The organism is Clostridium thermosuccinogenes, assembly GCF_002896855.1.
Lineage (GTDB): Bacteria > Bacillota > Clostridia > Acetivibrionales > DSM-5807 > Pseudoclostridium > Pseudoclostridium thermosuccinogenes.
Map to the genome: position 1 here is coordinate 2,843,959 of NZ_CP021850.1, position 15,932 is coordinate 2,859,890.

General features: G+C 44.0%; 6 protein-coding genes and 1 pseudogene. 1 reads left to right on the forward strand and 6 read right to left on the reverse strand.

Features of this window, described 5'->3' with window-relative positions; genetic code table 11:
• Window positions 1-2 precede the first annotated feature (2 nt).
• The gene (locus tag CDO33_RS12385) at window positions 3-926 is read left to right on the forward strand and encodes an ROK family protein (protein WP_103083118.1); all 924 of its coding nucleotides are present in this window, start codon (window positions 3-5) and stop codon (window positions 924-926) included.
• Between the two features lie 6 nt (window positions 927-932).
• Here CDO33_RS12385 and CDO33_RS12390 read toward each other — a convergent pair whose 3' ends face one another.
• From CDO33_RS12390 to CDO33_RS12425, 6 genes and pseudogenes are all read right to left on the reverse strand, one after another.
• On the reverse strand, window positions 933-2,906 hold the full coding sequence (locus CDO33_RS12390; protein ID WP_103083119.1) for a sensor histidine kinase: 1,974 nt from the start codon (window positions 2,904-2,906) through the stop codon (window positions 933-935).
• On the reverse strand, window positions 2,906-3,631 hold the full coding sequence (locus CDO33_RS12395; RefSeq protein ID WP_103083120.1) for a LytR/AlgR family response regulator transcription factor: 726 nt from the start codon (window positions 3,629-3,631) through the stop codon (window positions 2,906-2,908). Before CDO33_RS12395 ends, CDO33_RS12390 begins: the two co-directional genes overlap by 1 nt.
• 326 nt (window positions 3,632-3,957) lie before the next feature.
• The gene (tnpA, locus tag CDO33_RS12405; RefSeq protein WP_103083351.1) at window positions 3,958-4,413 is read right to left on the reverse strand and encodes an IS200/IS605 family transposase; all 456 of its coding nucleotides are present in this window, start codon (window positions 4,411-4,413) and stop codon (window positions 3,958-3,960) included.
• A 506-nt stretch (window positions 4,414-4,919) separates the two neighbouring features.
• Window positions 4,920-5,941 (reverse strand): annotated as a pseudogene (locus tag CDO33_RS21680) (S8 family peptidase).
• Window positions 5,942-5,989: 48 nt separating this feature from the next.
• The gene (locus CDO33_RS12420; protein ID WP_103083059.1) at window positions 5,990-12,757 is read right to left on the reverse strand and encodes an S-layer homology domain-containing protein; all 6,768 of its coding nucleotides are present in this window, start codon (window positions 12,755-12,757) and stop codon (window positions 5,990-5,992) included.
• Window positions 12,754-15,873, reverse strand: coding sequence for an immunoglobulin-like domain-containing protein (locus tag CDO33_RS12425; protein ID WP_103083060.1), 3,120 nt, complete (start codon window positions 15,871-15,873; stop codon window positions 12,754-12,756). The genes CDO33_RS12420 and CDO33_RS12425 overlap by 4 nt, the downstream gene beginning before the upstream one ends.
• Between the last annotated feature and the right edge of the window lie 59 nt (window positions 15,874-15,932).

Below are 15,932 nucleotides of genomic sequence, written 5' to 3' on the forward strand. Positions count from 1 at the left end.
GTATGGAGAAATTGGTTTTTGATATCGGAGGTACCAATACAAAATATGCTTTAATGACCACTGATGGGGAAATTCTCACGAAGCAAAGCGTCCCAACCAATTATGAATCAGCTGAAGCATTTTTCAACAATATAGCTGCGATTGCTTCAAAATACAAAGGCAGTGTGGACGAGATCGCCATCAGCACCAATGGGCGAATGTATCCGGATGGAAACACCTACCGGGCTTATACCATGAAGTTTCTGAAGGATATGAATCTGAAACAGGAAGTAGAGACTCGCACAGGGCTTCCGGTGGTTGTATTAAATGATGGCTTTTCCGCTGCACTGGGTGAATGGTGGAAAGGCTCGGGCAAAGGTTATGACAATCTGTTGGTCATCGTTCTGGGCAGCGGTATGGGTGGCGGCCTGATCCTGAATGGTGAGCTGTATCAGGGAAAAAGGAAGAATGCAGCGATGATTTTCGGTATGCTGAGTTCTTGTGACAACGGAAGATATGAGCTTTCCGGCATGGTCACTTCCTTCTCACTGCTTCTATATCGTTTCTCAGCAATGCGGCAGATTCCTATCCATGAGATGACAGGACATAGGTTTTTTGAATTCGTAGCCCAGGGAGATCCTGCTGCTGTTGGTATGCTGGATTCTTACTGCGAAGGAATCGCAGGGATCATTTACAATGCCTCACTGCTGCTGGATTTAGATTGCACGATCGTGACAGGCGGTCTGTCCGGGCAACCGGCTCTGATGGAAAGCATACGCCGCAAGCTGAGGGAAATCCCCGAGAGATTTTATCAGGGTCAGGCTTCCAGCTTTCTGGATATGGTGGCCGTAGATCCCAGTGATTTTCAGATTAACATAAAGCCAGGAAGTCTCGCTCTGGACGCCAATGTCTATGGAGCCCTTTATTACCTGCTTAACAGCAAGTAATAAAAATTACATGTTAAGTAGCCCCGTATCACAGGCCTGGTATATCTCCCCTTTTTGCTTATAAGGGAACGCAACCATGAGAGTAAAAACCTCCCCGTTGTGGTCTATTCTTATATAGCCTCCATATTCTTCCACAACTTTTTTAATATTCTGCATACCTATCCCTCTGGTTTTTTCATTCTTGGTTGAGAGATAGTTCCCATCTTGAATGTTGAGACAGCCGTTATATGAATTTTCAATTTTTACAAGCAGATGGTTGTTTGAGACTCTTGCCATGGCTGATATAAACCGCATATCTGGATTGTCCAGATTGACGCAGGCCTCAATGGCATTTTCCAAGGCATTGCCCAAAACGACGCAAAGATCACTATCGCTCATTGAAAGCTGTTTCGGGATGCTACAGGTACAGTTAAACGGAATATCGCTTTCCTTGGCTTTCAGGGAGTAGTATCCCAAAATGGAATTTGCCACGACATTTTCGCAAAATACCGGAAGGGAATCGGTTTCAGTTTTTTCAGCATATTCACCTAAGAACTGCTTCAATTCCTCATACCGTCCTTCTTCCGACAACCTCCTCAGTACTCCGATAAAGTGACGAATGTCGTGCTTGATCCCACGGATCTCGTTCATTTGCTCGCTTAAAGCATCATAATATTCCTTCTGGATGGATATCTGGTTCTTTGCCTGTTCCAGGCGGGAAGAAGATACTGCTAAATCTTTGTACAATCCTGCGATTCGCAGAGCAGATACGAAGCTCACAATCATCAGGTATAGCGAAAGCAATATCAGCAGTGCCAGGGACATATTGGGGTAAATGTTGCCGTTGATGTAATAGCAGTCGATGATCAGCCCGGAAATAGCAAGGACAATCCCCCAATAGACTATATTGCCGTACTTTTTTAAATGATGCCTTCCAAAGTAGATTTTAAAAAATGAGTAAATCTCCAGGGCAAAGGCAGAGACAGGGATTAGTATTGTCAAATACCGGTTGTATACCTCGTTCGGTACGAAGAAATATATTAGGTATATGACCGTATAATAGAGTAAAAAGCCGTACTTTTCCTTTCGGGAAAAGGAAACCCCGAATTGCTCCTGTGCGAGATAAATCAACATGAATTTCAGCGCAAAGGTGACAAAAAACATCAACTCGTTGGTGGCTTCATAGGAGATATTAAAGAATACTCTGCTCTGCCAGAAGCTATAAAATTCGTTGGTCAGCATAATGCGCAGGATCATCAAAAAGCTCATGAGCGGAAGCCATATGGAGCGCATGTTTTTTCGGAAAGACAGCATGTATATGACAATGAAAACAAAAAAGGAGAATAACACGGTTCCGAACAGGATAAAGCGAATACCGGACCTGTTGCCATCTTCCTGTACAACTCGATCATAATCCTTTAACACAGGAGCCATATACAGGCCGGAAAACCGTGTGGTCGCCACCTCAATCACAACCTCATGAGAATCTCTTGCAGACAGTGTCACAGGGTAGATCTGTGCCCGGGGAACCGTAAAAACATTATCGGAATCCTTTGATATTTTACCACTTTCCGCAGTCAGCACACCATCTATGAAAACCCGGTATGCACTACCGAAATTCGGTATGTAGATGGTGACAGGATTGGCATAGTCCATCCCCTGCAGGTTAATCCGGTAGCTTCCATAACCTCCCGCCGGCAGCCATCCCCCATCGATTTTGCATTTAGACCAGTAACCCGGTACACCGATTAAGAAATCCGGCTTATGGTTCTGCTGCCCATCGGTGACTATCAGGCGTTTCCAATAAAATTCCCACTCTCCATCCAAAACTATTGTCTGGTCAGGGGAAACCATTTTTACATCTATGTTCCCGCCTACCGCTGTCGGGGCACCGGTTAGGCTATGATAAAGCAAAGTATATATAACCGGCAGATGGGTAAACAGGATAACAAACATAAATCCTAAAATCAGGTATAATCTTGCATGCTTAGATTCGTTCATCACGCTCGTCCTCTGCCCATATGAGAAAATAAGTACTCATAATATCGCTCTTTGGCAAGCTTTAAATTTTTCTTGGAAATGCTGATTAAAACTTGTCCGATTCGGAAGTAATTTGCTCCCATTTCCGTAATGTGAGATGTATTTACGATAAAACTCTGGTGGCATCGTATGAAAGTCTTCGGCGGCAGCTCTTTTTCAATATGATCCAATTTACCATAACACTTTAGTGCATCTCCATCGACTTTATGAAAAAGGATGATCTTATCCCTGCTTTCAATAAAGAGGATATCGAGGTAATTCACGCTGTACATCGTTGACTTGTAGCTAAAGCAGATCTTCTGACTGTTTTCCTTATTGATCTGTTCCAATGCATGATCCAGGATGCGGTACAATCTTTCCCTGTCCAATGGTTTTAAAATATAATTAAAGGCAAACACCTCATATGCCTGGGGATAGTGCTCCTTGCTGGATGTAATGAAAATGATTTTGATATCCTTTCTCTCCCTGCGAATGCTCTCTGCCGTCTTTATACCGTCTATTCCCGGCATATAGATATCCAAAAAAAGTATATCTATGTTGTGCGTAGTGTCCAGGAAGTCATCTATCATTGCTTGTCCGTCTGTATAAGAGATGATGTCAAAAGAATGATCATAGGCATAAAGAGCTTCCTTCAATATTTCTATATCCTCTTTAGTATCATCGCAAATGGAAATATTAATCGGCATAAAACCTCCCAGGTGATATAAAGCCTGTCTGTGAATTGCATATCTGGCCTTTAAATAATCAAATTTTTAATTTTATTTCATATTTTTACTAATAATAATACTACTTTCTTGATTAATTGACAAGCTTCCACCTGGAGCATGATAAAAGAACGGCAAGCACTCCCAGGGCGCTTTATGAAATCATAACCACCCGTCCAACGGGTGGTTTGCTCTACCCCTATAAGGGGATGTTACCGGCCAGCGCCTAAAGACGCTGGCTTTCACTTTGTTCAAGCCACTATGCCCTTAACTCGTCGCCGCCCCTTAAGGGACGTTTGTACTACCAGCTACCCCTTGAAGGGGTCCTCATATTCTTTTACACTTAATTTATCTAACATAATGTCGTGTTTCTCTTGCTCTTGTATATATTTTCTAATTGTTGCTTCATTTAATCCTACTGTACTAACATAATATCCTTCTGCCCAAAAGTGACGATTTCCGAATTTATATTTAAGATTTGCGTGCTTGTCAAATATCATGAGTGCACTTTTCCCTTTCAAATATCCCATAAAACTTGATACACTTATTTTGGGAGGTATACTTACTAGCATATGTATATGATCTGGCATGAGATGTCCCTCTATTATTTCTACTCCCTTATAGCTGCATAGCTGTTTTATGATATCTCTTATACTTTCCCTGTATTGATTATAAATTATTTTTCGTCTATACTTAGGTGTAAAGACGATGTGATATTTGCACATCCATTTTGTGTGTGACATATCGTTGCTTTTGTTAGCCATGAAATCACCTTTCCTCTCGTTATGATAGTAGCCTGAACAACTCTATTATAACGGAAAGGTGATTTTTTGTATAACAATCGTTTCCGCACCCGCATAGCGGGTGGTTTTTTGTTTCGCATGGCTCATTTCTCTGCAGAGAAATTCGCTTCATGCTCAACAGGCTAAAGCCCATAAATAAAAAGGATTGAATTCAGCTAATGGCAAGGGATGATGTTGAGTGTATCTATATTCGCTGAATTCAATCCCGAATTGACTCATTATGTTAACATTTCCAAGCATAAGCTCCGAGGTAAAGAGCTGGAATCGATAACAAATTAAAAAATTAGTGTAGATAGATGCCGCTTCTTAAAGAATAGATTTTAAGAAAATGCGACTAACCATATTAGTCAGCGTTGGACTATATACAAGCTTGAAACTTTATATCACGCTGTCTATACCTCTATTAACTCTTCACAATGCTATCTCAAATTCACTAGCACATTAAACTAAAATATAGTTGCGCAATACTATGCAGCCTCTTTCAGATACGGCACTGTCACCAACTCTCCAGCGCTCTTTGAAGTCAAGGGTATGTATTTGGGGACCTCAGAAAGCGCTTTTGACACGTCGATCAGACCCCAGCCGGTTTCTGTGTCATATCCCTCGGAGCCCAGATCTTCAGCAGTACGGTACAATATCTCCCGAAGCTGGGCAGCGCTAAGCTCCGGATTGGCTTCCAGGAGGAGTGCTGCTGCGCCTGTTATAAACGCAGCAGAATAGGAGCTTCCGCTTACCTTCACCGGCTTTGAACTGTTGCTGATGGGTACCGTAGGTATATCAACACCGGGAGCCACCAGCTTCACCGAAATGTTTCGCTGGGAGAAGCCCGCAACCTCTTTTTTTCATTTATAGAACCCACACCGATGACCGTTTCATAAGCCGCCGGATAATAAACCTCATCTGGTGAACTGCGGTTGGTGTTGCCAACGGAAGATACCACGAGAACGTTTTTCTCCTCTGCATAGGCAATGGCTTCTCTCAACTTATCATTGTCGGCTGTTATGCCTGAGCTGATGTTGATAATCCGGCAGCCGTATATATCGATGGCATCATAGATAGCTTTGCAGATCGCATCAATCCCGCCGTTTACAGGTACACCGGTGATATACCGGCTGTAATAGACCAGGGGCACCAACTCCGCACCGGATGCTATGCCTTTTATGCCGAGTTTGTCTGACCCGAGAATGATGCCGGCTATTGCGGTGCCGTGGCCGATAAGGTCATTCCCGGTCTTATCAGGAAATACGTAGTTTTTTCCTTCCACAACACGGGATTCATCAATGTATTTGCATGAAACGCCTGTATCTATAAGGGCAATGCGTACCCCACTGCCATCATATTCTGATGTAATATCAGAGAATGTCGCCCAGGCATCCCCTCTCGCTTCAGCCAAAATGGTTTGCGGTAAAAATACAAGGAATATGGTGAGAATCGTTATAAATCTTTTGATGTATTTATTGTTCATAATTCTACTTTGCCTGTATTTCATAGCTTTACCTTTCAGCCGCCACGGGTAACCCCGCGGCGGCCTTTTATGTTATCTGATACTGTTGAGATAAATCTTAATCAGCCTGATGAACATTGCACAACACTCTGCCCTTGTAGCATCTGCTGCCGGGTCAAATATATTGCCGCTCTTGCCATTTACTATTCCGAGACTCCGGCAAAGCTTCACTGCCTGTGCTGCCCATGAACTGATGGCATGTTCATCGGCAAAAGGCAATGCCTCCGGTATTTCTGAAATATCAAAACCCATATATTCCAGGAATCTAACAAAGATTACGCACATCTGCTCTCTCGTAACCTTGTCATTGACACCGAAGAGTCCGTTTCCGTATCCAGATACAAGACCGTTGTTCGAAGCCCATGCCAAAGCATCACTATAATATGAGTTGGGAGCTGCGTCTTTGAAATCGATTGCTCCTCCCGAAGGTCTTCCAGCCAGTCGCCACAGCACAGTGACAAACATAGCCCTCGTCATTTTACCATTCGGGTCGAATTTATTGTCCCCAATACCGGTAAATAGGCCACGAGCTGCCGCAGACTCGATATAATCCTTCGCCCAATGTTTTTCAACGTCAGTGAATGAAATTTTGCGCTCCACTAAAGTGTATTTTCCGGTGGCCGGTGCTATAAACGTCAGCATGCCGTCTTCGGCGATGCTCATGGGAACATATACCTTCTTCCCGTTCACCAGATAATACGCTACAAATTGGTTCACGTCAACCGTCGAAGGAATTTTTAAGCTGACCTTCTGATCAGCAATTGCCGCTATGGAATAAACAATGCTGTCGGTTGGGTCCTCTTCATCATTGCCAGAGGATTCTTCTGAAGTATTTCCGGATGATTCTTCCGGTGTATTGCCAGGTGATCCGCCTCCGGAATCCTCAGGTAATTTCCTTTCGAATTTAGCGGTGACAACTACATTTCTATCCGGCATTGTAAAGGATATGGTTGATGCCGATATATCGCTGACGCTCACACCTTCCAAAATCCAACCGGTGAATTTATAGCCGGAATCCGGGATCGCAGTCAGTGTTACCGTATCACCGGGAGCATACGTTCCACCGCCGGTAACCCTTCCTCCTTGGGTAGCGCTTGTTACAACCGTGTAGTTACCGATGTTTGAACTGAAACGCTCCGCACCGAAAGTTATGCTCGATGTGAGCGAGCCGGTTTCAGCTACATGTAGAGAACCTGTTACAAAGCCTACACTGTCCGCCCCGACGGTAAGGGTGCCTTTGCTGTCTATTGAAGCTGTTCCTTCTACAGCAGTACAGTTCCATGACACAAGCTTTTCATCGGTAAGGTAGAAGCTTACGCCCTTATTCGTCTGTGCACACAGTGATAGCTGATAGGTATTGGAGCTCACCGGATTGGATACGATGTTGTCATTATCCCATTTAACACCATCAGCATAGATTGCAAGGGACTGTATATTGGAAAGTCCGCCATGAACAACCTCAGCATCAACACTCGTTGCATTTCCGACTATATCGGATGCTATAATGGTAATCTTATGGCTTGAAGCACTATGGGCGTTGGGTAGAGCAACCTTAAAGGAGAATACACCATCGCTGTCAATGGAGCCTCCGAGTTCGGAAATGCTCTTATTAGCGCAGACAAGCATACCATCACTGTATATGCTGAAGAACGCAGTGGAATCGGTGGTGCCTGCTACTGTGAGTGTCCCGTCTTCATTAAAGAAACTACCGTTGGTAGGCGAGCTTAAAAGAAGCTTTGGTGCTAGCGTATCCACAGCAAAGGTATAGGCATGCCTGAAGCCATCTCCATTAGGACCAGTACCCTTTATGATAAGGGTATGATCTCCATCGTCAAGCCCTGTTAGTGGTATCGATACAGTAGTGCCTGCGACAGTACCGGAAATACCGCCTTCCCCATCCAGTGCCCATGTACCTGTCATATCCTTGTCGGCCGACACAGTGAAGGTAATGTCAGAGGAAGCATACGTATCGTAGCTCTCGGTTTTATTTCCGACCGTCCTTGATAATGCCACCGGTACCTTGTCCGCTGTTACGTTTACAACGGGAGGATTCGGCTCCGGCATTGTTACAGAAGTCGCACTGTCAATAGTCGTTACATTGCCCGAGGACGAGTAAAAACTCTCCTTGCTAAAGACTTGGGAATCATACTCCCCATCACCGTTACTGTCCACATAATTGCATGCAATGACACCGATCCGATAGTCCTTGCCTGCCGCAAGGCCTTTTACTACTGATGTACTCTGGGCATCGCTTGATGTATTCTGGTTATTGTCCGTGTAAATATAGCTGCCTCCCACTGTTATGGTGTTGTTCACAATGTTGGCTTTCTCCACAACAATTCCGTTTACATCGGAATAAACCCAGCTATGGCTGTCGGCATCATATTCGTATACATTAACCATATAAGCATTGGCGGTCAGCTTATCGAGGATGATGTCAAACTTAAGGTCACCTGCCGGTTTGACCTGAGAAATAGAGGGCAAATCCGGCGTTTTATCATTCTCGACAAAAACCTTGCCGGCACTGATTACCGCACTATTTATAACATCGTTTTTGGAGTATACTGCACGGATATAGTATTCTCCTTCAGGAACATCCGCCGGAACAGTAAAGGATTTACTTCCCTTGCCTATTTCCGTGCTGTCGGTAAGCTCACCTATTGGATACCCGCCTTCATCTATAGTGTCCTTATCTGAAACAAGATAATATTTCACACTGTCCAACTCAGTAAGAAGCGTACCCGACCAGTTGATGTCAAGCTTCGTACCATTGGCACTTCCGCTTACAGAGGTGATTTCCGGCACCGGTGCAACATTGTACAGGATGATCTGAGAAGCCTTCGGTGTAGTAACATACCAGTCTTTTTCATAACATGCGTTGGTTGTCATAGTGATGGTAAGAGCGCCCATGCTTGTATCAGGATTATAGGTCACATTGGCGTTTGCCTCATAAGGATTCGTACCGTCATACAGTATGAGAACATATTCATTGTCGCTGCCATCCTTTATTCCGTTGGCGATGATTTTCTGCGCAATGCTTATGGCATCCTCCAGGCTGTCTGCAGCATACTTAATATCGATCAATGCATCCGAATCCGAACCGCTGCCTAGATTGAACTTATGTTTCAGCCTGTCAGCGGTTGAATAGACAGAGGGAGTAGTTGCCATAAGCTTGAAGATATGGTCAAGGTCGTCGGCTATTTCAGGCTGCGCGGCAATACTGAGGTTTGTTCCGACCCTCATGTACAATGTCTCTCCTGTCTCCGCATCGTGGTATACCGGTATATCGTCGAAGCCAAGGAGATTCGGATAGGTAGGCTTGGATATTTCGCCTTCTCCGAAAATCAAGTCTCCGCCCCAGTAATAGGTAACACCCAGTGATGAACGCAGCACCTTCAACTGACCCCATATTTTTTGCGTGTTAAGACCTAAATCCACCTGGGTAACCGTCATTCCACCAACGAACGGCATGGATTTGGGTATGGTCAGAGCAGCCCTGACGAACGCTTCAAAGAACCATTCGCTGTAGTTCTTCCCTTCAAGTACAATATAGCCTCCACCTTGTATTAAATCCGCAAGGCTCATCTGAATGCTTCCCATGATATAAAGATCAGGATACCAGTCAAACTGCATCGCCGCTTTTTTCAAAGCAATGATATCGGTTGCCTTGATCTTAATATTTGAAGCAGAAAAGGAAATTCCACGCGGCCCAATGGAGAAATCGCATCTTGCCGATAATACCTTGATAATGTCAAAGGTTACCGACATTAATATCTTTAGTGGCGGAACCCCACCCGTAAGAAAGATGGTGTCATACAAATTGTCAATTCCACCGCCACCGCCGGTTATCCAGATAACTCCATGGGCATCTATATTAAGACCCGGCTCGAAACCCGATACAAAGAAATATATTTTGTCGGGAACCGGAATGTTTTTATAGCTTTTAATGGTAAGCTCAACCTCCAAGCCAAAGGTCTCGAATTCCATCTCGCCTTCGAGGCCAATCATCCAGTTGCCAATAGTGTTTATTTCCAGCTCACCTTTGATTTGAGGCATTTTTTCGATATAATTCGGAATACCTACATTTACTTTAAAATGCAGGCCGATAAAACCTTTGCCGCAGCCGTACAGGATATCCTCCACCATGACTGAAGCGGCTTTATCATCATCGTCGTCATCATCATTTCCCTTCTCAACCCCGATAGGTATTGGGAATTTGTCATAGTTGCAATAAAGCCAGTCGGCATATTCGCCTCTCTCACCTTCTTTGTAATATCTCCAGAATGCCTTCAATCTGGTCCAGTATGTATCTTCTTTCTCATCCTTATTATTGTCATCATCTTTTTTCCCAGGGATGAGGAAGCCTAAGTCAAGCTTTGCTCCGAAAGATATCAGTCTGCCCACCTCGTTACCGTCATCGTCTTTCATAACACCAAGCCGACCATAGGCAAGATTGAAGGCCATGCCTAAAATAGACTGGGCTGTGCCCAATATGCTGGGCCATACAAGGCTAATAGCCTCTTCATCGAAGTCTTCTTCCCTTTCTCCGTTGGTATCATATGGAATAAGGCCAAACTCTTTTCCCTGGACAATCTTTGTGAGTCCGGCTTCACCTTTCCAGATCGATGTTCTGGAATTCGAGGTATAAAGAGAGCCGTCAAACAGCACCAGAATGTCTCCATATTTGCTATATGTGCTGCTGGAACTATCGGTATAGAAGATGGTCAGCACTCCTGCCTCAAAATCTATACAGTTATTGATGGTTATGCAATTTGTTGCTTTACTGTCCACCGAAGATTTGAGGGAGGTCGCCTTAACTTTTGTCGGTACTCTCTCGCCACGTACACTGTCATAAACCGATTCCTTTATTTCAAATTCCCCTCTGAATTCCAGAAGTATCTCCTCATATTCCTTCTGCTTCGTGCCGTCACTTTTGGTCGTCCCTTCTTTGAAAGCCTGGAACTCTTTCTCATTTCTAAAGGACAAGATTTGATATACCGGTTCGGTATCACTTTTCAACTGTACAACTGCTATCACACCATAAGTATCGTTTTTATATTGCTTGTCATCGCTTACCATAAATTTGAGAGCAGGAGCTGTCTGCTTCTGATACTCCGGCGCTACGAGTTCGCCTTTCACTGCCTCATCCGACCATTCAAACTGCAAATACCATTCGCCGGTCACCATATCATCGGCCAGAATGATATCAAGCTTGTCCGTTGCGGGCTGCAGTACATTTTCCTTGGGTATTGTTAATTCTTTGCCTTCGGTATAAGCTTTAATAGTACAGTTACCGCTTTGAATGGATGCATAAATTATGTCGATGTTGGTACCCGTTACGTACAGGTGCCTTGTACCACTATAATAAATAATATTCGGCGCAAGGGAGGTAAAGGTGTACTTCGGAAGTCCTCCATCCGTACCGGGACATAGTACATAAAATACCTTTTCAGCCAGAATTTTATCCTGGGTAAGCGTTGAATCGACAGATGTATTGTAAACCTGGAGCTTTATTTTCCTGTATTCCGTGTTAACAGCCGGTATTGCGGAAAAATACAGCACATCGGAAACGGTCTCTCCAGCTTCCACATCTACATAATATCTATTATATGGTTCATAATTATCATATTCTATTCCTTCTATTGCTTGTCCCAATGAATTCAGTGGTTTGAGCCCATATGAAGTATGGACTGCGAGGGTTAATCTGCTGTAATCTGCATTTTGCTCGCCCAAAAGGTTTTTTATAACCATTTGGATGGAAAAATCAGCAATTCCCTTTTTCACCAGCGGTACATATGCATTCTTTTTAGAATTGAGCGTAAGAGCCGTCGGTGCCGTTATATCCAAAGTCATCGTGCTGTCGACAACCTCATCATGATGCGAATATACCCCGTAATAGGTAATGAGAGTGTTTTTTCCTCCGGATGCCGGAACACTGCCGATATCATAATACAAGGCGTAAGCGCTGTCGGCGGTCATGTATTTGTTTAGCGTATTCGTGAAGTCCAGCGTAATGTCCGGTGCGAAATCAAAGAGCGTTGCCGCAAGATTGTTCCAGTGACCGAACGCCACCTGGTACGGCAGCTGTCCTTGCTTACTCACGGTGTATGCCGTAACGGAAGGATTGTATGGGTCATCATTGGCAAAGAAATTCTGAGGAATGGAATCCGATGCGGTAAGGACTGTTTCCGTCCATATAGAGCGATATTTATTATTCGCATCAACAACCTGATAGGTACCATAATCCTTTTTATCAAAAGCCGTGTCCAAAAGAATCCTGGCCTTGATGCTCACGGGGCTGCTGCCTTTGTTTTCCACATCATAGGCAATGCTCACCATTCCATGTTCATTGGCTCCGGAGCTCACCAGGCTGAGTTTCTGAGTAAAAACCAGGTCGTTGACTTCCCAGACTGCATGGATTTCAGTTTCGTTTATTTTTTTCACCTCTACGTCCGAGCTTGACATTCCGAGGAAGCCGTAGCTTCCTCCGAACAAATACTGCTTGGTACTTCCGTCAGCATAGGTCACTTCAAAGGAGGTAAAGGATGTATCATACTCATCTCTGTGGTATAGAAGCGCTTTATTGTCGTCTGACTTGATGAGCTTGTCACCTTCCTTGGTCTTTATCAGAAAACCTCCATTCTTTCCGGACACGTCAACAGAAATGTATTCATTGGATATCGATACAACTCCGTTTGAATCCTCCATTGCCATTACTTTGAGCGTAGTAATTGGTAGAAACTCTATTATAATCGCTAACGCAAGCATTACGGAAATAATGCGTTTTATAATTTTCTTCATTCTTCCTGCACCCCCTTAGGAAGTTCAACATAGATCTTGGTAATATACGTTTGCCTGCTCTGAGTAACGATGTACAGGGTATAAATACCGCTGGATTTCACCGAAATGCTGCCATTGGCATCCGGACGGACAATGGAATAGTAATACTTCATCTGTCCCGCTGAATTCTGACCGTTGCTCAGATAGATGGTATAAGGCTCATCTCCCAGCGGATTTGTGACCGAGATTGTCATGGTATTGGAGTTTACGACTGTCGTACCACCATTATAAGTTTTCTTACCATTGATCAGCACTTCAAGTTCATACTTGGAGTAGACCCTCACAAAACGCGTCGCCTCGGCAGTATTTCCAACTTCATCCTCCGCTGTATAGATAACATTGTAAACACCCGGTTTGGTAAGATCCACACCCGACGTATCTTTGGTAACTTTTATCTTGCTTCTGTCACTGTAGTTATCTGTAACTATGCATCCGGCATCAAGCATGGTCATCAAATCCTCTTCAGTGCTGTCCTGACGGATGTCCAGAGTTACCGGTTCAAGAGATATGACTGGTGGAGTATTGTCTATGTTTCCTACCACAAATACCGTAGTTGCTCTGTTCCCTGCCTTGTCAAAAGCTATGGCCTCGTATGAGCCGTTATTCATAATTGTGATCTTTTCCTTTTTACCTTTTGATACATCCTGGCTGAATATTGTAGTATTGTTTGCACCGATCACGGTCAATGTCCCGGCTTCATCCAAAGAAATGGATACGGTCACAGTGCCGCCTGTTACAGACCCGTCTCCGGTTTCAACAGAAATAGTGGGCGGCGTCCGGTCCAAATCTTTATCGACAAAAACATCCACAGCATTTGTATTCCCGGCAATATCGGTGAAATGATAAATGTAATTACCCTTTTCATAAACCATGAAGCTTATGCTGCTATCCTTACTTATGACTTTGCCGGGTGTTGTGCTCTCGGCGCAGAATACGTCAATGTCTTTCGGTGTCAAGGTTATAGTTGCAGATAACGGTGTGCCGGATTCATACCCCTCTCTATGGTTGTATTTCACTTGCACATTTATTTCCGGTGCTTTCTTAATAATCACATCATCCAGGCGCAAATCGCATTCTACGGTTTTGCCGTTCAGCGCGGTCCCGATCAGCCTGACGACGATGTTTCCCTTGTGGAAAGTAACTATCGCGGTTTCCGAAGTAGCTTTCAGAGTGAAATATTCGTCATATGTATCATCGGTGACTGGCCACCATGTAACTCCGTCATCAAAGGAGATATAAGACGAAACCTCCACTGACTTGTCATAAGTCACCGTAGCCATAATATCCTTGTTTGTCAAAACGGTTGACGGCGAAGACGGATCAGGTGTTCCATCCGGATACACATAGTGCGGTGACCACTTAACCGAAACTCTAGGAGGATCCCTATCCAGTGATTTTATTTCAACGATGGTACTTTCCTTGTTTCCTGCCATGTCCACGAAAGTAATCGTCAAAAATTTGTTTTCTCCAAAATCGTAATAGTATTGTCCTTTGTATTTGGGATTATCCATCTCAACATTCAGCCCCGTAGGCGACAACAGCGTCACTTTACCGGTATCCGTTATCTTGTCATTGCTTGTATCGCTCAGTTTTATATAAAGCCTCACAGTATTAAAATCTATATGTTCTGTACTTACAGTAGCTGTAGGCGGGGTATTATCCAAATACTTGCCCAGCTCCATCGTAAAGGCACTCCTGTTACCGGCTTTGTCCACAATGACAACTGTAAAGGTAGCTGCCTTTGTTACCGTGATTACGTTTCTGTTTAGAGTGACTCCGTCTATTTCATTCGAAACACTGCCATCGTATGAAATACCATTGACATCAGAAACCTTACCGTCCAGGAGTACAAGCTTATAGGGTGAGTCCTCAGTAACCACGATTTCAAAGGAGTAGCCCTGCACATAGCCCGCCTCTCTGATGGCGTCTTCCAAAGTAGTTGTGGTTGTACCGGAGTCAAAATAACTGCGATACTCATTCCTGCCGTCCCTCATAGCATAGATATGAACTTCATATTCCGGTGCTATCTCATCAATAAGCTGTGCAGGCTCGACAATCGCAATGGGCAGGGTTGCAGTTATACTGCCCTTGTTTCCGGCTGCATCCGTGAATTCAAAGGTATAGGATGTTATTGTATCACCGGGGTAGAAGGTATGGGACGTGGACGTACCTCCTGACGGGGTTACATCACGATCCGCGGTGTACCAGACTGTAACAGGCTGTGAAGTTTCCGTCACCCCTTCAGGCACCGAATCGGTTTTGAATTCGTTATAGTACCAATGAAGCGTTGCCTGTGGTTTGCCGGTGAGGATGTTTGTGATGTATATATCATGTTGCACTCTTTTTTCGCCTACATTCACAACAGTCAACACTATGTTGGAGTCGATGGTCGCAGTAAAAGAAGGAAATGTATCACTTTCAATCTGGTTGCCAGAACTGTCGAACACCAATATATGGTGACTCTCCTGTTTTTCCGGAACAATCGTGATTTCTACCGGTTTTGACGTAGCACCTGTTTCAGAAAGATGTATCAGGAAACCGTACTCTTTGAACTGATCTTTGACCTCAATTTCCTGAGTCCATTTCATGCCGAATATATCGTAGAAAGAAATAGTATGATTACCGTCTCTGAAAATAGGCAGCTCGCCATGCTTGATATCACTGTACGACGAAGGATTGGATGTCGCTATAGATTGATCCACCCTGACGAGTGTATTGAATTCAGCAACAAACCTCCTAATGACAAAAATGTCATTTACATCATCTTCCACGTAACCTTTCACATATTTAGGCCTGATATTGATGCCCTCAACAACAAGTCCCATACCGGGTTCGGATACATATCCAAAGGGGTCCGTCAATGTGGCATAAAGTTTGTGCGAAACATTCACACCCTCGTCCTTGGAGCTGTCGTACTTGATAACGCCATGAACGGTGACATATAACCTTTCATAAGTCTCGTTATCGGTTACAAACTGCTTCCACTCTGCTTCTACTTTATATATACCGTATGGATTGGATGTTGCAGGCTCATACACTGCCTCGAACTTGTCTCGTAAGCGGTAAATAATACCCACATTTAAATGCAAACAGGCTTATGAGATAATCTCTCCAGAAAATATACTGGAGGTATAAC